The 23,434-nt window shown below is 72.2% G+C and carries 16 protein-coding genes; 8 read left to right on the forward strand and 8 right to left on the reverse strand.

Annotated elements, in window-relative coordinates:
* The first annotated feature begins 92 nt into the window (after positions 1–92).
* Positions 93–1,058 carry a DUF4349 domain-containing protein gene (locus tag AB0D10_RS15475; protein ID WP_360255947.1) on the forward strand — a complete coding sequence of 322 codons (966 nt, stop codon included), beginning with the start codon at positions 93–95 and terminating at the stop codon, positions 1,056–1,058.
* A gap of 60 nt (positions 1,059–1,118) precedes the next feature.
* Here AB0D10_RS15475 and hemE read toward each other — a convergent pair whose 3' ends face one another.
* A complete protein-coding gene (gene hemE / locus AB0D10_RS15480) occupies positions 1,119–2,132 on the reverse strand; it encodes a uroporphyrinogen decarboxylase (protein WP_360256030.1) in 1,014 nt (337 codons plus the stop codon).
* 236 nt (positions 2,133–2,368) lie between these two features.
* On the opposite strand from hemE, the gene AB0D10_RS15485 reads away from it, so the two are divergent.
* The 5 genes from AB0D10_RS15485 (at position 2,369) to AB0D10_RS15505 (ending at position 9,089) form a co-directional block, all read left to right on the forward strand.
* Positions 2,369–3,031 (forward strand): DUF3000 domain-containing protein, encoded by a 663-nt coding sequence (locus AB0D10_RS15485; protein ID WP_360255949.1) that lies wholly within the window; start codon positions 2,369–2,371, stop codon positions 3,029–3,031.
* 320 nt (positions 3,032–3,351) lie between these two features.
* Positions 3,352–4,068, forward strand: coding sequence for a response regulator transcription factor (locus tag AB0D10_RS15490; RefSeq protein WP_360255951.1), 717 nt, complete (start codon positions 3,352–3,354; stop codon positions 4,066–4,068).
* 199 nt (positions 4,069–4,267) lie between these two features.
* On the forward strand, positions 4,268–5,509 hold the full coding sequence (locus tag AB0D10_RS15495) for a ribonuclease D (RefSeq protein WP_360255953.1): 1,242 nt from the start codon (positions 4,268–4,270) through the stop codon (positions 5,507–5,509).
* A gap of 230 nt (positions 5,510–5,739) precedes the next feature.
* Complete coding sequence (locus AB0D10_RS15500) at positions 5,740–6,957, forward strand: acetyl-CoA C-acyltransferase (RefSeq protein WP_360255955.1); 1,218 nt, start codon at positions 5,740–5,742, stop codon at positions 6,955–6,957.
* 2 nt (positions 6,958–6,959) lie between these two features.
* A complete protein-coding gene (locus AB0D10_RS15505) occupies positions 6,960–9,089 on the forward strand; it encodes a 3-hydroxyacyl-CoA dehydrogenase NAD-binding domain-containing protein (RefSeq protein ID WP_360255957.1) in 2,130 nt (709 codons plus the stop codon).
* A 154-nt stretch (positions 9,090–9,243) separates the two neighbouring features.
* Here the strand turns inward: AB0D10_RS15505 and AB0D10_RS15510 are convergent, their stop codons facing one another.
* From AB0D10_RS15510 to AB0D10_RS15520, 3 genes are all read right to left on the reverse strand, one after another.
* On the reverse strand, positions 9,244–10,770 hold the full coding sequence (locus AB0D10_RS15510; protein ID WP_360255959.1) for a glycosyltransferase family 39 protein: 1,527 nt from the start codon (positions 10,768–10,770) through the stop codon (positions 9,244–9,246).
* A gap of 149 nt (positions 10,771–10,919) precedes the next feature.
* A complete protein-coding gene (gene dxs, locus AB0D10_RS15515; RefSeq protein ID WP_360255962.1) occupies positions 10,920–12,827 on the reverse strand; it encodes a 1-deoxy-D-xylulose-5-phosphate synthase in 1,908 nt (635 codons plus the stop codon).
* 269 nt (positions 12,828–13,096) lie between these two features.
* A complete protein-coding gene (locus AB0D10_RS15520; protein ID WP_360255964.1) occupies positions 13,097–14,275 on the reverse strand; it encodes an ROK family transcriptional regulator in 1,179 nt (392 codons plus the stop codon).
* 676 nt (positions 14,276–14,951) lie between these two features.
* On the opposite strand from AB0D10_RS15520, the gene AB0D10_RS15525 reads away from it, so the two are divergent.
* Positions 14,952–16,592, forward strand: coding sequence for a PQQ-binding-like beta-propeller repeat protein (locus AB0D10_RS15525; protein WP_360255966.1), 1,641 nt, complete (start codon positions 14,952–14,954; stop codon positions 16,590–16,592).
* A 258-nt stretch (positions 16,593–16,850) separates the two neighbouring features.
* Positions 16,851–19,436, forward strand: coding sequence for an aminopeptidase N (pepN, locus tag AB0D10_RS15530; RefSeq protein ID WP_360255968.1), 2,586 nt, complete (start codon positions 16,851–16,853; stop codon positions 19,434–19,436).
* 133 nt (positions 19,437–19,569) lie between these two features.
* Here the strand turns inward: pepN and AB0D10_RS15535 are convergent, their stop codons facing one another.
* From AB0D10_RS15535 to AB0D10_RS15550, 4 genes are all read right to left on the reverse strand, one after another.
* A complete protein-coding gene (locus AB0D10_RS15535; RefSeq protein WP_360255970.1) occupies positions 19,570–19,800 on the reverse strand; it encodes a hypothetical protein in 231 nt (76 codons plus the stop codon).
* 97 nt (positions 19,801–19,897) lie between these two features.
* Positions 19,898–21,925: a 4-alpha-glucanotransferase gene (gene malQ, locus AB0D10_RS15540; protein ID WP_360256033.1), complete on the reverse strand. Its 2,028-nt coding sequence runs from the start codon at positions 21,923–21,925 to the stop codon at positions 19,898–19,900.
* Positions 21,926–22,328: 403 nt separating this feature from the next.
* On the reverse strand, positions 22,329–22,676 hold the full coding sequence (locus AB0D10_RS15545) for a hypothetical protein (protein WP_360255972.1): 348 nt from the start codon (positions 22,674–22,676) through the stop codon (positions 22,329–22,331).
* A gap of 3 nt (positions 22,677–22,679) precedes the next feature.
* Entirely contained in the window at positions 22,680–23,267 is a 588-nt protein-coding gene (locus AB0D10_RS15550; RefSeq protein ID WP_360255974.1) for a class I SAM-dependent methyltransferase, read from the reverse strand.
* Between the last annotated feature and the right edge of the window lie 167 nt (positions 23,268–23,434).

A 23,434-nucleotide genomic window follows, 5' to 3' on the forward strand; every position in this document is an offset into this window, starting at 1 on the left:
GTGATGGAGTCGCGATCTCCCGGGCGGGTCCGTACGGCAGGCTCTTCCGTCCAAGGGGGAGACCCGTCAACGGAGTTGGGGAGGAGCCGGGAATGCGGAGACGGACGAGAGCCGGGGCACTGGGGACGGTGGTGGCCGCGGTGGCGCTGCTGGTCGGGGGGTGCAGCGCGGGCGGCGCGGGGGAATCGGCCAAGGCCGACCCGGCGGTGGCCCCCGCCAGGCAGGGCGGTGCGGACGCGGCGGCGGCCGCGACCGGCGCCCAGCCCTCCGGCGCCCCCGCGGCGGCCGGGGTGACCCCGGCCGCCGACAGCAGTCGGCTGATCGCGTACACCGCGCAGCTCAGCCTGAGCGCCGAGGACGTCGGCCAGGCGCTGGCCAGGGCGCGGGAGTTGACCACGACGGCCGGCGGCTACGTGAGCGCCGAGTCGGTCGCCGGCAATGGCGCGAACCAGGCGGGCCAGCTGACGCTCAAGATCCCCTCGGCCGTCTACCAGCAGACCCTGGACCAGCTCGCCGCCCTCGGCAAGGTGTCCTCCCGCAAGAGCCAGGCGGACGACCTGACCCAGCAGGTCGCCGACGTGGCGAGCCGGGTGCAGACCCAGCAGGCGAGCGTGGACCGGGTGCGGGCGCTGATGGCGCAGGCGAAGTCGCTGAGCGAGGTCACCTCGCTGGAGACGGAGCTGAGCCGCCGCGAGGCCGACCTGGAGTCCCTGCAGAAGCAGCAGAAGGAGCTGTCCGCCCGGACCTCGTACTCCACCGTCACCCTGGAGGTCCGCCGCGAGGCCGCCTCCCCGACGCCCACCCCGGTGCCGAAGGCCGAGGCCGAGGGCTTCGGTGACGCGGTCGGCTCGGCGCTCGGCGGCGGCCTGCACGCCCTGGCGGTCATCGCCCGCGGCCTGTCCGTGGCCTTGGCCGCGGTGGCGCCGTTCCTGCTGGTGCTGGGCGTCCCGGCCGCCCTGGCCTACCGCTACCGGGCGCGCCGCCGCCCGGCGGCTGCCGCACCCGACGCCGGGGAGCCGGACCCGTGGGCGGCGAAGGACCCCGGCGCGGAGGGCTGACGACGGCGGTGCCGGGCCCTCCGCGATCGGAGTCGCCCGGCACCGCCGTACGTCGGCGCCTCAGCGCGCGCTGGCCTCGTGGACGAAGGCGACCAGGCGGCTGAGCGCGTCCGGGTCCATGGACGGCATGACGCCGTGGCCGAGGTTGAAGATGTGGCCGCTGCTGCCGACGGCACGGGCGGCGTCCAGCACCTCGCGGGCCTTGGCCTCCACGACCCCGGTCGGGGCGAACAGCACGGCGGGGTCGAGGTTGCCCTGCAGGCCCTTGCCCGGGCCGACCCGCTCGGCGGCGACGTCCAGCGGCACCCGCCAGTCGACGCCGACGACGTCCGCGCCGGCCTCGCCCATCAGCCCGAGCAGTTCGCCGGTGCCGACGCCGAAGTGGATCCGCGGCACGCCGTACCCGGCGACCGCGTCGAAGACCTTGGTGCTGGCCGGCATCACCGAGCGGCGGTAGTCGGCCGGAGCGAGCGAACCGACCCAGGAGTCGAACAGCTGGACCGCCGAGGCGCCGGCCTCGATCTGCACCTTCAGGAAGGCCGAGGTGATGTCCGCGAGCCGGTCCACCAGGGCGGCCCACAGCTCGGGCTGCCCGTACATCATGGCCTTGGTGTTCTCGTGGTTCTTGGACGGCCCGCCCTCGACCAGGTAGCTGGCCAGCGTGTACGGCGCGCCGGCGAAGCCGATCAGCGGGGTCCCGCCGAGTTCGTCGACCAGGAGGCCCACGGCCTCGGTGATGTAGGGGACGTCGCCCGGTTCGAGCGGCCGCAGCCGCTGGAGGTCCTCGAAGGTGCGGATCGGGTCGGCGATGACCGGGCCGACACCGGCCTTGATGTCGACGTCGATGCCGACGGCCTTGAGTGGCACCACGATGTCGCTGAAGAAGATCGCCGCGTCGACCTTGTGCCGGCGCACCGGCTGCAGGGTGATCTCCTTGACCAGCTCGGGCCGCATGCAGGACTCCAGCATGGGGATGCCCTCGCGGACCTTCAGGTACTCGGGCAGCGAGCGGCCGGCCTGGCGCATGAACCACACGGGCGTGTGCGGCACCGGCTCGTTCCGGCAGGCGCGCAGGAACGCGGAGTCGTACGCGGCGCCGCGGCGCGCGGGGGTGGACGGGCCGCCGTGGGTGCCCGCCGTCGTGTCTGCCCTAGTCTCGCTCACGCGTCAAATCTTCGCACGCGTCCCGGGGGCCTCTCCCCGGCCGGTCTCGTCGGTTCCTCCAAGATCTGCCCGGGTTTGCCGTTCCGGCACGCCGCTGGGAGAGAAGTTGCGGCGATAACCCGGGTCTTCGACCTAGTCTTCGAGACATGGCAGCGGTCGGAGGGCACCCCGCGCAGGGTGGCGGAGCAGGTGGCGGAACGGGTCGCGAGGGGGCGCCGAGCGAGTTCCGGGCTGCCGTGGCGGCCCTGGACGGGGCCAGGCTGCGGCCCGAGGTGCAGCTCTCCCCCGCGCCGGCCCCGCGCCGGCTCGCCCCGCACTCCTTCGCGGTGACCGCCGCGGTCGAGGTGGACGGCGAGGAGCTGGCCGACGGCCGGCTGGTGCTGCTCTACGACCCGGCCGGGCAGGAGGCCTGGAACGGCGAGTTCCGCGTGGTCACGATGACCCGGGCCGAGCTGGAGCCGGAGATGGCCGGCGACCCGATGCTCTGCGAGGTCGGCTGGGCCTGGCTGCTGGACTCCCTCCAGGCGCACGGCGCCGGGTACGCGGAGCCGTCCGGCACGGTGACCAGGTGCGCGTCCCAGTACTTCGGCGGTCTGGCGGAGCGCCCGTCGTCGACCGAGATCGAGATCCGGGCCTCCTGGACGCCCGCCGACGGCCGCTTCGAGCGGCATCTGGCGGCCTGGGCGGACCTGCTCTGCATCAGCGCCGGCCTGCCGCCGGCCGCGCCGGCGCCGCAGGGCCCCGCCGAGGTCCCGTCACTCGGTGGAGTGGTCCCGATGCCCGCCCGGCGACGCCCCCGGTCGCACTGACGAGTGGTGTCCGGGCCCGACGGCACCGGACGGCCGGACGCCACCCCCAGGACTGACGGAGTGTGACTTCGGATCCGCTCTGCGTCAATTAGGCGGTCGACACCGACCGATCGGCATCGAATCTGATCGATTTTGTGCGAATACCAGGCATGTCGCATCAATCATTTGCGCGATTTGTCCGTATTGTTACTCACTAGATCGTGATCTTTCGCTAAAGCCGGGCACGGTAGCTGCCGAAGCAGACTGTGACCCTTTCCGAACGCGGAACACTCCGACCGCCCCCATCGGGGTTCCGTCCGCCACTCCCCGCAGGAGGCCTGGTGTCGGTCCTTCTTGAGCACCCCGCAAACGTGGTCGCCTACCGGCCGACCAAGCCCACCGCCATGGTGGTCATCGCCGATCCCCGCGTCCGAAACACCGTCACCCGTCACCTGTGGGCGCTCGGCGTCCGGGACGTGATCGAGGTGTCCTCGATCGCCGAGGCCCGTCCCCGGGTCTCCACCCCCCGCGACATCTGCGTCGCCGACGTGCATCTGCCGGACGGTTCCGGACTGACCATCCTCGCCGAGACCCGCGCCGCGGGCTGGCCCAACGGCCTGGCACTGTCCGCCGCCGACGACATCGGCGCGGTCCGCAGCGCACTGGCCGGCGGCGTCAAGGGCTACGTGGTCACCGGCACCCGGACGAACGTCGCGATGCCGGGCCGCCCGGGCCTGCCGATCGGCGCCGCCGGGCTGGCCGGCCGGATGCGCCGCCCCGGGATGCCTGGCATGCCGGGCGCCGCCGGCGCTCCGGGCGCCCCTGGTGCCCCCGGTCAGCCGGGCCCGCAGCAGGCCGCCTACCGCGAGCTGTCCGGCCGCGAGGTCGAGGTGCTGCGCCTGGTCGCCGAGGGCCAGTCGAACAAGGCGATCGGCGTGGCGATGGGGCTGTCGGCCCTCACCGTGAAGAGCCACCTCGCCCGGATCGCCCGCAAGCTGGGCACCGGCGACCGCGCAGGGATGGTCGCCGTCGCACTGCGCACCGGAATCATCCACTGAGCCGAGCGCTCCGGACCGCCGCGGCGGCCGAGGAGGAACGTTTCCTCCTCGGCCGCTGTGGCGCTGTCCGCGCCCGGGATGTCGAGCGCACGCCGAGCCGAAGCGTCGGACCCGGAGCGTCCCGCGGGGGAGCGGGCGAGTGACTGTCTGACCAGTCCGACAACACTCCCGGCCGCGAGGACCGTCGTACCCTTGGGGGGTGACCGACGCCGTAGCAGCCATCCCAGAAGAAGCAGCCCCGGTCCCGCTCCTTGAGCCGAAGGAGGGGATCCCGCCCGTCGTGGCGGACGAGCAGGCGCTGGCCGCCACGATCGCCGCCTTCGCCGCGGGCTCCGGACCGGTCGCCGTCGACGCCGAGCGCGCGTCCGGCTACCGCTACGGGCAGCGGGCCTACCTCATCCAGCTGCGCCGCGCGGGCTCCGGCTCCGCCCTGATCGACCCGATCGCCTGCCCCGACCTGAGCGCGCTCGACGCCGCCATCGGGGACGCCGAATGGGTGGTGCACGCGGCCGCCCAGGACCTGCCCTGCCTGGCCGAGGTCGGCATGAGACCCCGGCTTCTGTTCGACACCGAGCTGGCCGGCCGGATCGCGGGCTTCGCCCGGGTCGGCCTCGGGCCGATGACCGAGAACGTGCTCGGTCTGAGCCTGGCCAAGGAGCACTCGGCGGTCGACTGGTCCACCCGCCCCCTGCCCGAGCCGTGGCTGCGCTACGCCGCTCTGGACGTCGAGGTGCTGGTCGAGCTGCGCAACGCACTCGAACAGGAGCTGGATGCCCAGGGCAAGCTCGAATGGGCCCTGGAGGAGTTCGCCGCGATCGCCGCCGCGCCCCGCCCGGCCCCGCGCACCGACCCGTGGCGACGCACCTCGCAGCTGCACAAGGTCCGCCGACGCCGCCAGCTGGCCGTGGTGCGCGAGCTGTGGCAGGCCCGCGACCGGATGGCGCAGGAGCGCGACGTGTCCCCGGGCCGGGTGCTCTCGGACGCCGCGATCGTCAACGCCGCGCTGGCCATGCCGCTGAACATCGCCGCGCTGCAGGCCGTGCAGGGCTTCGGGCCGCGGGTGCACCGGCGCCAGCTGGAGCAGTGGCTGGCCGCCGTGCAGCGCGGCCGGGAGATCCCGGAGGGCCAGCTGCCGCCGGCCGCCGCCCCGCACGACGGTCCGCCGCCACCGCGGGCCTGGGCCGAGAAGGACCCGGTGGCCGCCGCCCGGCTCTCCGGCGCGCGCAGCGCGGTCAGCGAGCTGGCCGAGCGGCACCACCTGCCGGCCGAGAACCTGATCACCCCGGACCTGGTCCGGCGGGTCTCCTGGGAGCCGCCGGCCGACCGCGGCGCGGAGGGCGTGGCCGCCGCGCTGCGCCGGCTCGGTGCCCGGCAGTGGCAGGTGGACCTGGTGGCGCCCGCGATGGCCGCCGCGTTCGCCTCGGCCGTGACCGAAGGCTGATCCCGGCAGGACCGAAAGGGGATGTCGTCCGTACCGGCGGCATCCCCTTCGTCGTCCCCGGGAACAGCTCTCCTGGTCCGACGTGTTGCGGGACACACCGTCGGATCCGTCCGAGGGGCCTGGGCAGGGTGGTTACCGACCGGTAGCATGGCCGTGATGCGGCGCCGCTCGGGTCTTCGCCGGCGGCAGCCTGCCCACCTCAAATGTTGGTCCCTGGGAGGAGAGCCCCCGTGCCTCGTACCGCGAGGGACGTCGTCTTCGTCGATGGCGTCCGCACCCCGTTCGGCAAGGCCGGCCCGAAGGGCATCTACCACGAGACCCGCGCCGACGACCTCGTCGTCAAGTGCATCCGGGAGCTCGTGCGCCGTAACCCGAACCTGCCCGTCGAGCGCATCGACGAGGTCGCCGTGGCGGCCACCACGCAGATCGGCGACCAGGGTCTGACCATCGGGCGCACCGCCGCCCTGCTGGCGGGCCTGCCGAAGTCCGTGCCCGGCTACTCGATCGACCGCATGTGCGCCGGTGCGCTGACCGCCGTGACTGCGACCGCCGGCGGCATCGCCTTCGGCGCGTACGACGTGGTCGTGGCCGGCGGCGTCGAGCACATGGGCCGCCACCCGATGGGCGAGGGCGTCGACCCGAACCCGCGCTTCGTCTCCGAGAAGCTGGTCGACGAGTCCGCCCTGTTCATGGGCATGACCGCGGAGAACCTGCACGACCGCTTCCCGCACATCACCAAGGAGCGCTGCGACGCCTACGCCGTGCGCTCCCAGGAGAAGGCCGCCAAGGCGTACGCCAACGGCGACATCCAGCCCGACCTGGTGCCGATCTCGATCCGCAACACCAACCCCGAGGTCGGCGAGACCGGCTGGGGCCTGGCCACCGTGGACGAGCCGCTGCGCCCGGGCACCACGATGGAGTCGCTGGCCGGCCTCAAGACCCCGTTCCGCCCGCACGGCAACATCACCGCGGGCAACTCGGCCGGTCTGAACGACGGTGCCACCGCCTCGCTGCTGGCCGCCGAGGACGTCGCCGAGGAGCTCGGTCTCCCGGTCAAGATGCGCCTGGTCTCCTACGCCTTCGCCGGCGTCGAGCCCGAGGTCATGGGCATCGGCCCGGTCCCGGCCACCGAGAAGGCGCTGGCCAAGGCCGGTCTGACCATCGACGACATCGACGCGTTCGAGGTCAACGAGGCCTTCGCCGTCCAGGTGCTGGCGTTCCTCGACCACTACGGCATCGCGGACGACGACGAGCGGGTCAACCCGTTCGGCGGCGCGATCGCCTTCGGCCACCCGCTGGCCTCCTCCGGCGTGCGCCTGATGAACCAGCTGGCCCGCCGCTTCGAGCAGCGCCCGGACGTCCGCTACGGCCTCACCACGATGTGCATCGGCTTCGGCATGGGCGGCACCATCATCTGGGAGAACCCGCACTTCGAGGGTGGTAAGTGACCATGAGCACCACGACTGAGCTGCTCCAGCACGGCGCCGAGCTGTTCCCGGGCGAGGTCGTCACGACCGCCCACGTGCGCCACCTGGACCTGCCGCTGCAGGCCGGCAAGCTGGCCCTGATCACCCTGGACAACGGCTTCGACCACACCAAGCCGACCACCTTCGGCCCGGGCTCGCTGCTCAAGCTGTCCGCCGCGCTGGACCAGGTCGAGGCCGAGGCCGCCGAGGGCAGGATCGTCGGTGCCGCGATCACCGGCAAGCCGTTCATCTTCGCGGTCGGCGCCGACCTCAAGGGCGTCGAGCTCCTCAAGGAGCACGCGGACGCGCTGGCCATCGGCAAGGGCGGCCACGAGGTCTTCAAGCGGATCGCCGCGCTGCCCGTCCCGACCTTCGCCTTCTACAACGGCGCAGCCATGGGCGGCGGCGTCGAGGTCGGTCTGCACGCCACCTACCGCACGGTCAGCTCGGGCGTCCCGGCGTTCTCGCTGCCGGAGGTCTTCCTGGGCCTCGTCCCGGGCTGGGGCGGCTGCAGCATCCTGCCGAACCTGATCGGCCCCTCGAAGGCGATCAAGGTCATCATCGAGAACTCGATGAACCAGAACAAGCAGCTCAAGGGCAAGGACGTGTTCGAGCTGGGGATCGCCGACGCGATCTTCGAGCCGGCCGACTTCCTGGAGCAGTCGCTGCTGTGGGCCGCCAAGGTCCTCAAGGGCGACGTCGTCGTCGAGCGCGAGGAGATCGACCGCGGCAAGGCCTGGGACGACGCCGTCGCCTGGGGCCGCCTGGTCGCCGACGCCAAGGTCCACGGCGCCGCCCCGGCCGCCTACAAGGCGCTGGACATCATCGCCCGGGTCAAGGACGCCGACCTGCAGGCCGGCTTCGACGCCGAGGACGCGGCCCTGGCCGACCTCATCATGAGCGGCGAGCTGCGCAGCGGCATCTACGCCTTCAACCTGGTGCAGCGCCGGGCCAAGCGCCCGGTCGGCGCGCCGGACAAGTCGCTGGCCCGCCCGGTCTCCAAGGTCGGCGTCGTCGGCGCCGGCCTGATGGCCTCGCAGCTCGCGCTGCTGTTCGCGCGCCGTCTGGAGGTGCCGGTGGTCCTCACCGACATCGACCAGGCGCGCGTCGACAAGGGCGTCGGCTACGTCCACGCCGAGATCGACAAGCTGCTCTCCAAGGGCCGCATCGGCAAGGACAAGGCCAACCGCCTCAAGGGCCTGGTCTCCGGCTCGCTCGACAAGGCCGCCGCCTTCGGCGACGCGGACTTCGTCATCGAGGCCGTGTTCGAGGAGATGGGCGTCAAGCAGACCGTCTTCGCCGACCTGGAGAACGTGGTCTCGCCGACCTGCGTGCTGGCGACCAACACCTCCTCGCTGTCGGTCACCGAGATGGCCTCGAAGCTGAAGCACCCCGAGCGGGTCGTCGGCTTCCACTTCTTCAACCCGGTCGCGATCCTGCCGCTGCTGGAGATCGTCCGCGGCGACAAGACCGACGACGCGTCGCTGGCCACCGCCTTCGCCGTGTCGAAGAAGCTGAAGAAGACCTCGGTCCTGTGCAAGGACGCCCCAGCATTCGTGGTGAACCGGATCCTGACCCGCTTCATGGGCGAGATCCAGGGCATCATCGACGAGGGCACCCCGATCGCCGACGTCGAGAAGGCCGTCGAGCCGCTCGGCCTGCCGATGTCCCCGATCGTGCTGCTGGAGCTGGTCGGCCCGGCCATCGCCCTGCACGTCTCGGAGACCCTGCGCGGAGCGTTCCCGGAGCGGTTCACCGTCTCCGAGAACCTCGCCGAGGTGGTCAAGGCCGGCAAGCGCGGCTTCTACACCTGGGTGGACGGCCAGCAGGTCCTCGACCCCGAGGTGCTGGAGCTGCTGACCTTCGGCGACACGGTGCTCACCGCGGAGCAGGTCCGCGCCCGCTCCCTGGAGGCCGTGGCGCAGGAGATCGGCCTGATGCTGGAGGAGGGTGTCGTCGCCGAGGCGCAGGACATCGACCTCTGCATGATCACCGGCGCCGGCTGGCCCTTCCACCTGGGCGGGATCACCCCGTACCTGGACCGTGAGGGCGTCTCGGAGCGCGTGAACGGCAAGCCGTTCCTGGCCCCGGGCGTGGCCTCGGTGCCCGCCTAAGGCGTAGCGGTACGGAGGAGCCCCGGTGACCTGCTGGTCACCGGGGCTCCTCCGTGTTCCGGGGCTCCTGCGTGTTCCGGGGGTCCCGCGTGTTCCGGGGCTCCTGCGCGGGCCGTGGGTGCGGCGGCCCGCGCGGGCCGTGGGTGCGGGCCGCTCAGTGCTTGAGGCGGTAGACCACGGTGTCGGCGAAGACGCCGACCATCTCGTAGTGGGTGTCGAGCAGGTTCTCGATCCGCGGGACCATGACCGGCTGGTACGGAGCGATGCCGGAGTCGTCGACCACGACCTCGGGCAGGCCGTTGGCCAGCTCCTTGTCGAAGGTCTGCCAGGCGTTGGAGACGCTGAACTGCTCGCCGACGTTGGCGCTGCCGTCCTTGCCGCCGCTGTAGTTGGTGAGGAAGCCGGCGGTCAGGTAGCGGGAGGCGGGCTTGCGGTCGGCCAGCCAGTACAGCTCCGGGTGCATGCCCCAGACCAGCACGGTGTCCTTGGGGGTGGTCTGGGCGGCGACGGCGGTGGCGACCTCGGTGGTGCGGTTGAGCCTCTCCCCGGGCCAGGCCAGTGCCAGGCCCCAGAACACCGTGGCGGCGACCGTGGTGTACACCAGGACCGGCTTCCAGTGGACCGCCGAGGTGGCGACCGCGCCGGTGCCCAGCAGCACCAGCGGCGGGATCAGCTGCAGGTAGTAGTGGCCGAAGAAGTGGAAGCCGACGCTGACCGCGACGACCGAGGAGAGCAGCCAGACCCACAGGTCGGTGGTCGAGCCGTGCTCCTCGCCGGCCACCGGCAGCGGGCGGTGGCGGTGCTTGAGCCAGAGCCGGCGTCCGACCGGGAGCAGGAAGCCCAGGCCGGCCGCGGCCAGGATGGCGGAGTTGCCGAGCGCGCGGCCGACCATCTGCAGCCAGGCGCCGCCGAAGGAGGCGTAGTCGCCGCTGCCGGTGACCACCCAGAAGAGGAAGCCCTTGGGCTTGGTGAGGATCACCGCGACCAGCGCTATCGGCAGGGTGAAGCCGAAGGCGATCTTGAAGAGCGCGGGCGGCCAGCGCACCCCGCGCCGGCGGGTGTCCTGGAACAGCATCCAGAGCACCGGCAGCAGCACGGCGCCGCCGGTCTGCTTGGTCAGCGAGCAGAGCGCCACGGCGATCCCGGCGGCCAGCCAGCGGCGGCGTTCGGCGTAGCGGAAGGCCGCCACCATCGCGGGCAGCATGAAGACCTCGAAGGTCGCCGCCTGGGTGTCCTCCGGGGAGAGCCCGATGGAGACCAGCAGATAGAGCAGTCCGGCGCCGGCGCCGGCCCGGTTGCCCCACCGGCCGCGGGCGATCGAGGCCAGCAGGATCGCGGTGACCAGGTGGGCCACGACCGCCAGGGTGCGCAGCGGCCAGAGCGAGGCGGAGCCGAACACCGCGAAGCAGGCCTGGTAGAGCCAGGGCAGCAGCGGCGGCTTGCGGTCCACCACGGTGTCGTACAGCACTCCGCCGTCGGCCAGCATCCGGGCCTGGGTGGCCAGGAAGCCTTCGTCCGGGCTCCAGACGGGCCGGGCGAAGGAGGGGATGTGGGTGATCAGCGCGACCAGCGCCAGCACCGGCACCAGCCTGGTCCAGTACCCGACGCGGACTCGGGTCAGGACGCTCTCGGGCAGGCGCTCGGCCAGTCCGGCGGGGCGGAGGCGGGTGGGGGTCGGCACGGTTGACAACCTACCGGGCGGGATCGGCGCGGGTGGCGCCGGTCCCGCCTTTCCGTAGGATCATCAGCTTGTTCCGTGACGAACTGTTACGGAGTTACGACAAATGGTCGTCGCCGGAACAGGGGACCGGCCCCGCCGACGGCCTCCGGTCAGGCCTTGACCGGCGCCGCGTCCAGCTTGGCGACCAGCGCGGTCACCTTCCGGGCGATGTCCGGGGCGTTCAGGCCGATCTCGGCCAGGATCTCGGCCCGGCTGGCGTGATCCAGGAACTCCTGCGGGATGCCGAAGTCGCGCACCGGCAGATCCACGTCCGCGTCCCGCAGCGCCTGCGCCACGGCGGCGCCGACACCGCCCACCCGGCCGTTGTCCTCGATGGTGACGACCACCCGGTGCTCGGCGGCCAGGCCCGGCAGGGCCCGGTCCACCGGCTTGACCCAGCGCGGGTCCACCACGGTGGCGGTGATGCCCTGGGCGGCCAGCAGGTCGGCGACCTCCAGGCTGGTGGGGGCCATCGCGCCGACCGAGACGATCAGCACGTCGGCGCGGTGGGCGCCGGAGGGCTCCTCGGCGGCGCGCAGCACGTCCATGCCGCCGACCCGGCCGACCGCGGGAACGGCCGGGCCGACCGTGCCCTTGGAGTAGCGGACGACGGTCGGGGCGTCCTCGACCTCGACGGCCTCGCGAAGCTGGGCGCGCAGCTGGTCGGCGTCGCGCGGGGCGGCCAGCCGCAGGGTCGGGATGATCTGCAGCATCGACATGTCCCACATGCCGTTGTGCGAGGCGCCGTCGTCACCGGTGACACCGGCCCGGTCCAGCACGAAGGTGACGCCCAGCTTGTGCAGGGCGACGTCCATCAGGACCTGGTCGAAGGCCCGGTTCAGGAAGGTCGCGTAGACCGCGAACACCGGGTGCAGACCGTTGGTGGCCAGGCCGGCCGCGCTGGTGACGGCGTGCTGCTCGGCGATGCCGACGTCGAAGATGCGCTTCGGGAAGGCCTCGGCGAACGGGGCCAGGCCGACCGGGTGCAGCATCGCGGCGGTGATGCCGACGATGTCCTCGCGCTCGTGGCCGAGCGCCACCATCTCCTCCGCGAAGACCGAGGTCCAGCTCCGCCCGCCACCGCTCTGGATCGGCAGGCCCGTCTCCGGGTGGATCTTGCCGACCGCGTGGAAGCGGTCCTCGTCGTTGTTCTCGGCGGCGTGGTAGCCGCGACCCTTCTCGGTGAGGCAGTGCACGATCACCGGGCCGCCGAAGCCGCGCGCCTTGGTCAGCGCGGACTCCAGGGCGGTCATGTCGTGGCCGTCGATCGGGCCGATGTACTTGAGGCCGAGGTCCTCGAACATGCCCTGCGGGGCGATGAAGTCCTTGAGGCCCTTCTTGGCGCCGTGCAGCGTCTCGAACAGCTGCTGGCCGACCACCGGGGTGCGCTGCAGCGCGTCCTTGCCCCAGGACAGGAAGCGCTCGTAGCCCTGGGTGGTGCGCAGCGTGGCGAGGTGGTTGGCCAGGCCGCCGATGGTCGGCGAGTACGAGCGCTCGTTGTCGTTGACGACGATGACGACCGGGCGGTCCTTCGCGTCGGCGATGTTGTTGAGCGCCTCCCAGGCCATGCCGCCGGTGAGCGCGCCGTCGCCGATGACGGCGACCACCGGGTCGTTCTTGCCCTTGAGCTGGTTGGCCTTGGCCAGGCCGTCCGCGTACGAGAGCACGGTGGAGGCGTGCGAGTTCTCGATCACGTCGTGCTCGGACTCGGCGCGGGACGGGTAGCCGGACAGGCCGCCCTTCATCCGCAGCTGCGAGAAGTCCTGGCGCCCGGTGAGCAGCTTGTGGACGTAGCTCTGGTGACCGGTGTCGAAGAGGATGCGGTCACGCGGCGAGTCGAAGACCCGGTGCAGCGCCATGGTGAGCTCGACCACGCCGAGGTTGGGGCCGAGGTGGCCGCCCGTCTTGGAGACCTCGGTCACCAGGAAGGTCCGGATCTCCTGGGCCAGTGCGGCCAGCTGTCCGGGCGTGAGCCGGTCGAGATCGCGCGGTCCCCGAATGCGGGTCAGCAGGGCCACCCGTTCCTCCTCGTTCAGTGTTCGCGGACCGCGGGCGGTCCGACGGGCGTCGCTGCCCGGTCCGGCGGCAGGCCGGCGGTCGCGGCCGGTACCGACCGGTCGAGTCTAATGTCCGCTTGCCGGACACCGAGCGGCGCGCCCGGTGCCACCGTTCGGTTGCGGCCATTCCGGGAGGTCGGCCGGGGTGGACGGGTCACGCCGGGTTGACGCACGTGCGTTCGATCGCCTTTATCCCGGCGACCGCGGCGCCGGCCCCGCCCCCGGCGGCGTCAGGCGCGGCCCAATGCCCCGGACTCACCCATCTCGCTCATCACCAGCGCCAGGGCGCCGAGCACCTCGGCCCGGCCACCGAGGGTGCCGGGGACCACCGAGAGCTGCCGGGCGGCACTGGGGATCGCGTAGCGGGCCACCGAGTCGCGGATCGGGGCGAGCACCAGCTCACCGGCCTCGGCGAGGTCCCCGCCGAGGATCACCCGGCGCGGGTTGAGCAGGTTGCACAGGGTCGCGACGCCGGTGCCGATCTGCCGGCCGGCGTCGGCGATCACCCGGCGGCAGCCGAGGTCGCCCTGGTGGGCCAACTCGACCACCCGGGGCAGCGTGAGGTCCGGGCCGAGGGTGGAGCTGAGCAGGGAGAGCAGGTAGCGGGAGCCGACGAAGGTCTCCAGGCAGCCTCGGTTGCCGCAGCGGCAGACCGGCCCGGCCTCGTCCAGCGTGATGTGCCCTATCTCACCCGCCGTACCGCCCGGGCCGCGGTAGATCTGGCCGTTGATCACCAGGCCGGCGCCCACACCGCTGGCGATCTTGATGTACGCGAGGTCGCTCAGTCCGCGGCCGGCGCCCCAGACCAGCTCGCCGAGCGCGCCCAGGTTGGCGTCGTTGTCCACGTGCACCGGCATGCCGAGCCGCTCCCCCAGCTCCCGGCCAGGGGCGATGCCCGTCCAGCCGGGCAGGATCGCGGTGGACCCGAGCGCGCCGGTCTCCACGTCGATCGGGCCGGGCACGCCGAGGCCGACGCCGATCACCTTGTCCGGCCGGAAACCGGCCTGCGTCAACAACCTCTCGACCATCGCCTCGGCGCGGTCGAAGCCCTGCTGGGCGGAGACGTCCACGTCGATCGGGGCACTCTCCTCGGCCAGCACCCGGTGCGCCAGGTTGCCGACCGCGACACGCAGGTGGGTGTGGCCGAAGTCGATGCCGACGACGATGCCCGCGTCACCGCTGAGCGAGACGCTGCGGGCGCGGCGGCCGCCGGAGGAGGTGTCGGCGACCACGACGGTGCCGCTCTCCTTCAGCTCCCGCACGATGTTGGACACGGTGGCCGCGGAGAGACCGGTGCCGCGGGCGATCTCGGCCTGGGTCAACGAGCCGGCCATCCGCACCGCGCGCAGCACCCGCTCCAGGTTCGCCCGGTGCAGGGACGACTGCGAGCCCGGTGTGTCCGTCGACATGATCCACCCTCCCAGGGCGGGGAACCCTCCGCCGGGCGTCCCCTTCAATTCCTGAAGGGTACGGCCCGGGGCCCCGGGCGGGGGTGTCGACGGGGACGGTCGGGTGCGGGAGGAGCCGGGCGGTGCGGGCGGCCCGCCGGCGCGGCGGAGGCGGGGGCGGGGCGCCGGCCGGGGGCTGCCGGGTGCGGGGGCACCGGCGCTCGGGGCGGGCGCACCGGCGCTCGGGGTGGATGCGGGACAGGTGCGGGACAGGCCCCGGGGCGGGTGCGGGACGGGCCCCGGGGGTTGCTCCGGACGGGTGATGCCCGCCCGGGAGACGGAGGCCTGGCCACCCGGGCCGCGCCCCGGTCACGCGGCGGTGTCGGCGGTGGGGGCCGGGTGATCGGGCAGTGAAGGTGTTGCACGGCCTGGACCTGCGGGGACGGGGTTCGGCGGTCCTGGCGGCGGCCGAAATGCGCGCACCACTAGCATGGTGCCCAATTCTCACTCGTCCCACCGGAACCGAGGACGGTACCGGCAGGGGGCGCTTCCAGACATGACGGGGAATCAGATGGCAGGGGATCACCCTACGCCGGGGGCAGGCGAAGCGCCCGGCAACGGTCCGCAGGACAACCGGGGCGTCTCGTTCGGACGTCCGCCAGCGGGCGGTGTGGATCCGGCCGCGGTCGCGGACCAGATGACGCAGCTCGACGGATCGGCCGTCCCGGGACCGGCCGCCCCCGCCGGGCCGCCGCCCGCACAGCCGCCGGCACCGCCCGCGCAGCCCCCCGCCGGCGCCGACTACGCCGCGTACGCGCCGACCGCGACCGGCTTCCCCACCCAGGCCCCGCCGCCCCCCGGCGCCGCACCCGTCGGCCCGTACGACCCGGCGCCCGGCGCCCCGTACGCCACGGACGGCGGGCAGGGCTACAACACCGGCGGCTACAACTTCCCGCAGCAGCCCGGGTACAGCTACCCCGGCGCCCCCACCCCGCCCAAGCGCAACCCCGTCATGCTGTGGGGCGGCATCATCGGCGGCGTGCTGGCGATCGCGATCGTGATCGCCCTGGTCGTCCTGCTCAAGGACCCCTCCCCCGCGCCGAACCCGGGCCCGGGCCCCGTCAGCACCGACGGCACCAGCGACGGCCCGACGAACGACCCCGCCCCCGGCCCCGCCGCCAAGGGCGCCACCTTCAACGTCGCCTGGACCGCCCCCAAGGGCGCCAACACGGACGGCGCGAACCAGATGCTCGGCGTCTGGGGCACCGACAAGCTCGCCGTCCGTGCCGACAGCACCGGCATCAAGGCCTACAACCTGACGGACGGCAAGGAGGCCTGGACGATCCCCGTCCCGGCCGGCAGCAAGGAGCTGTGCACCGCCTCGTACGCGGCCAACTCCAAGAGCATCGCCGCCGTCTCCTTCAACACCGGTGACAGTGACTGCTCCACCGTCGGCGCCGTCGACCTGACCCAGGGCAAGCTGCTCTGGAGCGTCAAGGTCTCGGCCGACCGGATGTCCTCGCCGACCCTGAGCGTCACCGACAACGTCGTCGCCATCGGCGGCAACATGGTCGGTGCCCTCAACGTCACCACCGGACAGCCCGCCTGGCAGTACCAGCCGCGCGACAAGGACTGCAGCGTGCGCGGCCGCGCCGCCGGCGCCCAGATCGCCGTCAGCGACCGCTGCTACGGCGGAAGCGGCCCGAAGTCCCAGCTGGTCATCGTCAACGCCGAGACGGGCAAGGCGACCAGCACGCCGATCACCCTGACCGGCAGCATCGAGCAGGTCGACCAGGTCGTCCAGGACAAGCCGCTCGTCCTGCTGATGTCCAGCGGCCCGCAGGGCGACTACATCCTGCCGTTCGACAAGGACAACAAGCCGGGCAACCAGATGTCCGTCAAGGAAGCCGGTTCGGACAGCCTGCGCCTGTCCGGCCAGGACGAGGCCCTCAGCCGCAACGTGGTCAGCGGCTCCACGCTGTACGTCCAGGTCAGCGGCACCAAGCCGGGCATCAACGCCTACGACCTGAACACCGGCAAGCGCCTGTGGGCGGCCACCACCTCCTCGGCCACCAACGACATGCGCCTGGTCTCCGGCACCGACAAGGACGGAAAGGTCCGCGCCGTCGTCGAGCAGGGCTACGACAAGCCGGCCCGCCTGGTGACGCTCTCGCCGACCGACGGCTCGATGGCCGACATCGGCACCATCGCGATGTCGAACGGCCTGGACATCGGCAGCAGCACCTCCGAGTACGTCATCTCGGACGACGGCCTCGCGGTGTACGCGTTCCGCCGCTACAGCTCCACCGACGGTCCGCTGACCAAGTGGAAGAAGTGACGACAGGAGCGATGACGGGGGTGACGTCGGGAGTGACGTCGAGGTGATGCCGGGGGCGTGACCCCTCGTCGCGGCCGACCGGGCCACGACGGCACACGGGCGGAGCCACGACAGCACACGAACAGGTCACGACGGCACACACGGGCGGGGCGGGAACGGGCGAACAGCCGGTTCCCGCCCCGCCCGTGAATTTCCGGCGGGTCCGTTCACCGGACGTGCGAGGATTCGGACCACCAGCCTGACAAAGGAGTGCAGCGAGTGCCCGGCACAAACCTGACCCGCGAGGAGGCCCGCACCCGGGCCGATCTTCTCCGTGTGGACGCGTACGACATCGAGCTCGACCTCGGCTCGGCCCGTGAGGGCGGCACCTTCCGGTCCACCACCGTCGTCCGGTTCACCGCCACCACGCCCGGCGCGGACACCTTCATCGACCTCGTCGCGCCGAGCGTCGAGGAGATCACCCTCAACGGCGCGTCGCTCGACCCGGCGAGCTTCTCCGACAGCCGCATCCCGCTGCCGGGCCTGGCCGCCGAGAACGAGCTGCGGATCGTCGCCGACTGCGCGTACACCAACACCGGTGAGGGCCTGCACCGGTTCGTCGACCCGGTCGACGGCGAGACCTACCTGTACACCCAGTTCGAGGTGCCGGACGCCCGCCGCGTCTTCGCCACCTTCGAACAGCCCGACCTGAAGGCCGCGTTCACGTTCACCGTGACCGCCCCCACGGGCTGGGTCGTGGTCTCCAACTCGCCGACCCCGGAGCCGGCCCCCGCCGGCGACGGCTCCACCCAGGTCTGGAAGTTCGAGCCCACCGGCCGGATCTCCAGCTACATCACCGCGCTGATCGCCGGCCCGTACGTCGGCGTCTTCGACAGCTACGAGAACGGCGAGCAGACGGTGCCGCTCGGCGTCTACTGCCGGCCCTCGCTGCGCGAGTTCCTGGACCCGGAGGCCATCTTCGCGGTCACCAAGCAGGGCTTCGACTACTTCCAGGAGAAGTTCGACTTCCCGTACCCGTTCGCGAAGTACGACCAGCTGTTCGTCCCGGAGTTCAACGCCGGCGCGATGGAGAACGCGGGCGCCGTCACCCTGCGCGACCAGTACGTCTTCCGCTCCAAGGTCACCGACGCCGCCTACGAGGCCCGCGCCGCGACGATCCTCCACGAGCTCGCCCACATGTGGTTCGGCGACCTCGTCACCATGGAGTGGTGGAACGACCTCTGGCTGAACGAGTCCTTCGCCACCTTCGCCGAGGCCGTCTGCCAGGCCGAGGCCCCCGGCTCCAAGTGGCCCCACTCCTGGACCACCTTCGCCAACCAGATGAAGACCTGGGCCTACCGGCAGGACCAGCTGCCGTCCACCCACCCGATCATGGCCGACATCAACGACCTGGAAGACGTCCAGGTCAACTTCGACGGCATCACCTACGCCAAGGGCGCCTCGGTGCTCAAGCAGCTGGTGGCCTACGTCGGCCAGGACGCCTTCTTCCAGGGCGTGCAGGCCTACTTCAAGCGCCACGCCTGGGGCAACACCCGGCTCAGCGACCTGCTCGGCGCCCTGGAGGAGGCCAGCGGCCGCGACCTCAAGGCCTGGTCCAAGTCCTGGCTGGAGACCGCCGGCATCAACGTGCTGCGGCCCTCGCTGGTGCTGAACACCGACGGCGAGATCGAGTCCTTCGCCGTCCTGCAGGAGGCCCCGGCGCTGCCCGTCGGCGCCAAGGGCGAGGCCGTGCTGCGGCCGCACCGCATCGCGATCGGCCTGTACGAGCTCGCCGGCGACACCCTGGTGCGCACCGACCGTATCGAGCTGGACGTCGACGGCCCGCGCACCGAGGTGCCCGAGCTGGTCGGGCGTCACCGCCCGGCCGTCGTCCTGCTCAACGACGACGACCTCTCGTACGCCAAGATCCGGCTCGACGAGGACTCGCTGGCCGTCGTCACCGAGAACCTCGGCGGCTTCACCGACTCGCTCCCCCGCGCGCTCTGCTGGGCCTCCGCCTGGGACATGACCCGCGACGGCGAACTCGCCGCCCGCGACTACCTGTCGCTCGCGCTGTCCGGCATCGGCCGCGAGTCCGACATCGGCGTGGTGCAGTCCGTGCAGCGCCAGGTCAAGCTCGCCCTCGACGCGTACGCCGACCCGGACCGGCGCGAGGAAGGCCTCGGCCGCTGGGCCGCCGCCGCCGAGGAACACCTGCGCACCGCCGAACCCGGCAGCGACCACCAGCTCGCCTGGGCCCGCACCCTCGCCTCGGTCGCCCGCACCGACGGTCAGCTCGCGCTGCTCGCCGGACTGCTGGACGGCTCCGTCGAGGTCAAGGGCCTTGCCGTGGACACCGAGCTGCGCTGGACGCTGCTCACCCGCCTCGCCGCCACCGGCCGCGCGGACGAGGCCCGGATCGCCGCCGAGCTGGAGCGCGACAACACCGCGGCCGGCCAGGAGCACGCGGCCACCTGCCGCGCCGCCCGGCCCACCGCCGAGGCCAAGGCCGCGGCCTGGGCGTCGGTCGTGGAGTCCGACCAGCTCACCAACTACGTCCAGGAAGCCGTCATCGCCGGCTTCCAGCAGTCCGACCAGCGCGACCTGCTCGCGCCGTACGCCGAGAAGTACTTCGCGGCGGTCAAGGGCATCTGGGAGACCCGCAGCCACGAGATCTCGCAGCAGATCATCATCGGGCTGTACCCCGGGCTGCAGGTGACGCAGGAGACGCTCGACGCGACGGACGCCTGGCTGGCCTCCGCCGACCCGGCGCCGGCACTGCGGCGGCAGGTCATCGAGTCGCGGGCCGGCATCGAGCGCGCGCTCAAGGCCCAGGCCGTCGACCGCGCGGCGGGCGGGCACTGACGGGCAGCCGCTGACGAGGCGCTGAAACCGCGAAGGGGCGCCGGACGGGATCGTCCGGCGCCCCTTCGGGGTTCGTGCGGGATCGGGTCCTGACGGACCCCGTACGCGTCCGGGCGGACCGGGCGCGCGATGGTCAGTTCTTCTTCTTACCCTTGCCCCACGGCATACCGGCCAGGCCGGCGATCACCAGGAAGAGGACGAGCGGGAGAAACACGTACAGGCCGAGGGTCTGGCCGATGCTCAGGCCGGTACCGGGGTCATCGCCGTCGTCCCTGGTGTAGGCCATGGCGGGCGACGACAGCAGCATCATCAGCGTGACCGTTGCGGAGACCGCGCCGGCTCGCAAAGCGTTCCTCTTGTCCACGTTTCCAACTTACCCGCCGCTTATGGGAGGGCGCTCGTCGGGGTCCGCCTGGTGGGGCGGGAGGGCCTCCCCGAGGATCGGGAGCGCCTCCCCCGGTTCAGCGGGACGCGGTGCCGGGCCCGGACGGCGGGGCCAGGAGGTGCGCGAGCAGACGGGCCGTGGGGGCGGTGGCGAGGCGGTCGAGAGTGACCGGGTCGCCCGCGCCGTCGGCGACCGGGAGGCGCCAGTTCGGGTACTGGTCCCAGGTGCCCGGCAGGTTCTGCGGGCGCGGATCCCCGACCAGGTCCGGCAGCCAGACGCCGACCAGCTCCGCCGGCGTCGCCCGCAGGAAGCGGTACAGCACCGGCATCGACAGCGGCTCACCCGGCGTGAGCAGCCCCCGCGCGGCCAGCTCCGCCCGCCAGTCCGCCAGCTCCTCGACCGCCTCCTCCTGCTCCTCCCCCAGCGGCCGGGCCAGCAGGCCCAGCCGGTGACGCAGCTCGACGTGCTCGCCGGAGAGGCGGGCCGCCGTACTCGGCAGGTCGTGGGTGGTGAGGGTGGCCAGACAGCCCGGGCGCCAGCGGTCCGGGGCCAGGATGCCCCCGCCGGCCGGCCAGTCCCGCTCGAACCAGAGGACGGAGGTGCCGAGCACGCCGCGTGCCGCCAGCTCCTCCCGCACGCCCGGCTCCACCGTGCCCAGGTCCTCGCCGATCACCGCCGTCCCGGCCCGGTGCGCCTCCAGGGCCAGCACGCCCAGCATCGCCTCCGCGTCGTAGCGGACGTACGCGCCCTCGGTCGGTGAATGGCCCTGCGGCACCCACCAGAGGCGGAACAGGCCCATCACGTGGTCGATGCGCAGGGCGCCCGCGTGCCGCGTCGTCGCACGCAGCAGCTCCGCGAACGGGGCGTAACCGGCCTCGGCGAGCGCGTCCGGGCGCCAGGGCGGCAGGCCCCAGTCCTGGCCGTGCGCGTTGAAGGCGTCCGGCGGGGCACCCACCGAGATGCCCCCCGCCAGCACGTCCTGCAGCGCCCAGGCGTCGGCGCCGTCCGGGTGGACACCGACCGCGAGGTCGTGGATCAGGCCGACCGCCATCCCGGCCTCGCGGGCGGCGCGCTGGGCGTCGGCGAGCTGCTGGTCGACCTGCCAGGCCAGCCAGCGGTGGAACTCGACGCGTTCCTGCAGTTCCTTGGCGGCCTGCTCGACCTGTGGGCCGTCCGGGTGACGCAGTCCCTTCGGCCAGTGGTGCCAGTCGGCGCCGTGCACCTCGGCCAGGGCGCTCCACAACGCGTGCCGGCCCAGCCACTCGCCGTCTCGGCGCAGGAACCCCTCGTACGCGGCCTGCCGGCCCGGCCCGCGCGGCACCTCGTGCAGCAGCTCCAAGGCCTCGCGCTTCAGCGCCCAGACGGCGTCCCGGTCGATCAGACCGTCATGGCCCAGGACCTCGCCACGGAGGCGGGCGGCCCGGACGGTCAGGTCGTCGGCCCTGCGTCGTTGCTCCGCGGTCAGGTAGGCGTACTCGGGAACCGCCTCGACCCGCAGGTGCACCGGGTCCGCGAACCGGCGGGAGGACGGGCGGTAAGGGGACGGGTCGGAGGGGGCGCCGGGCAGGCCCTGGTGCAGCGGATTGATCTGCACGAAGCCCGCGCCCAGGTCCGAACCCGCCCACTGGGCCAGCTCCGCGAGATCCCCGAGATCACCCATGCCCCAGGAACGGTCCGACAGGACCGAGTACAGCTGGGCGAGGAACCCCCAGCTACGGCCCGGGAGTTGGGGCAACCGCTCGGGGGCCACGATCAGCGGCGCCTGGGCCCTTCCGTCGCCGGTCTCCGCCCTGAGGGTGTGCCGCCCGAGCGGCAGATCCGCGGGCAGCCAGTGCGAGTGCCCACGCGGCAGCTCCCAACTCCCGCCGCCCTCCAGCTCCACCCACAACCGGGCGTCCGCCGGCACGTCCAGCGCCGTACGCCGCCCCTGCCGCACCACCACGCACGGCGGCAGCAACCGGGCCCGCTGCTCCGCCCGGTGACGCTCCAACGCCTCACGGGCCTCCCCCGGCGTACCGGCCGCCACCCCCAGCGCGGCCAGCACCGCCACCAGCGTCCGCGCCCCCACCCCCTGCCCACCGGGCCCCGGATACCGGGCATCCACCCCGTACGCCTGCGCCAATGTCACCAGTTCGGCGGGCGGTGGTGGCGCGTCCTGCGCCGGCACATGCTCGGCTCCGTCACTGTCGTGGTAAGCGGCCACTCGCGGCTCCTGCGATGTCTCGGCGACGCCCGGGTAGGACAGCCACAGTCCTACCCGGGTAACCGCCCGGCCACGCTGCGCGACACGGCGGCGCCGGGTTCGACGCAGCCAAACGCCAGCCCAGCCGAGAAGCCCGGCAGGCTCCACAAATGGACCGGAACGGTTGCCGTCCATTACTGCCGCCAGACCGCCCAAGGGGCACAGGAGACCTACCGGAAGCTCCGGCGTGAGCGCCGCGTTCGGATGCGGTCGGCCAGCGACACTCACGCCGGATCGCGTCACACGATGGAGCCGTACGTATCCGTCACTCATTTCCTGTCGAATGGCCTTCTGGTTTGTCGCAGGAAGGCCGATATTTCTGTAGCCATACATCCACGTCGGAGGCGAGGGAGGGAACCCTCGCCTTGACGGATTCGGCAAGCTCGACGAACTCGCACCACGATTCGGCCATGAAGGCCTCGTCCAGGCCCAGTGCCACGGCTACCCGGAACTCGTCACCGGACCGCAACCACTCCCGACCAACGTCAAAGATCCGGCCACCCTCGGAGTCGAGGATCCACGACAGCGCCAGAAGCTGCTCGGCGAGGTACCCAGGGGGCAGATTTGGCGCCCGATGGGCGACGAGAAACTCCATCATGTCCTCTATATCCATCCGTCACAGCCTCCTGCAGACCCTGGTCTCGAAGTTGGTGCCGACCGGAATAATCCCACCGTCAGCGCGCTTCATCACGCCGAATGCACGCTTTGGATCCAACCCTCCAGCCGACAGGAGTTCAAATCCGGCTTCGGCCACCGCCTCCGAACCAGCTCTCCTCCACTTGTTCGACTTCGATGCTGCCACCGTCAAGATCCCCCCTGGATTCATGGCTCGTGCAGTCTCTGTGCTGACCGGCTGGAATCCAAGCGGGTTAATGGCATGCACTGCATTGAAGGATCCGCCTCGGAAAGGAAGCGCGCCGACATCCGCCGCCACATTGACCCCTGGCGCAGCCTTGAGGTCCACGTTCACGGCATCCGCCATCGGGGTGTCGCCAGACCCGAGGTTCAGCTCTCCGCAATTGTGAACGAGGACCGGTGTGGCACCCGCCAGCACAAAGTACGTGTGGAGCAGGTTGACGGTGAGGTTGTGAGTGGTAACGGCGTAGGGGTAGTTGCGGACGGACTGGATGGTGAGGGTGAGGTCGGTGAAGTCCTTGTCGTCGGGGGTGGTGATGGTGGCGGTGACCGACTCGGGGTGGGTCACGCCGGTCTGGGGTCGGTCGCCATGGCGACGTCGCCCTCGTGGATGTCCTCGGTGGGCTTGAGGCTTCCGTCTCCCATCAGCACCTTGGTGCCGGTCGGGAAGCTGTTGCGAACGAGTGAGCAGCTGGCAGCGGCAGATTCGTCGGCTTCCTGGGCTACTGCTTTGCT

Origin of the sequence: Kitasatospora sp. NPDC048545 (genome assembly GCF_040651155.1) — a bacterium.
GTDB lineage: Bacteria > Actinomycetota > Actinomycetes > Streptomycetales > Streptomycetaceae > Kitasatospora.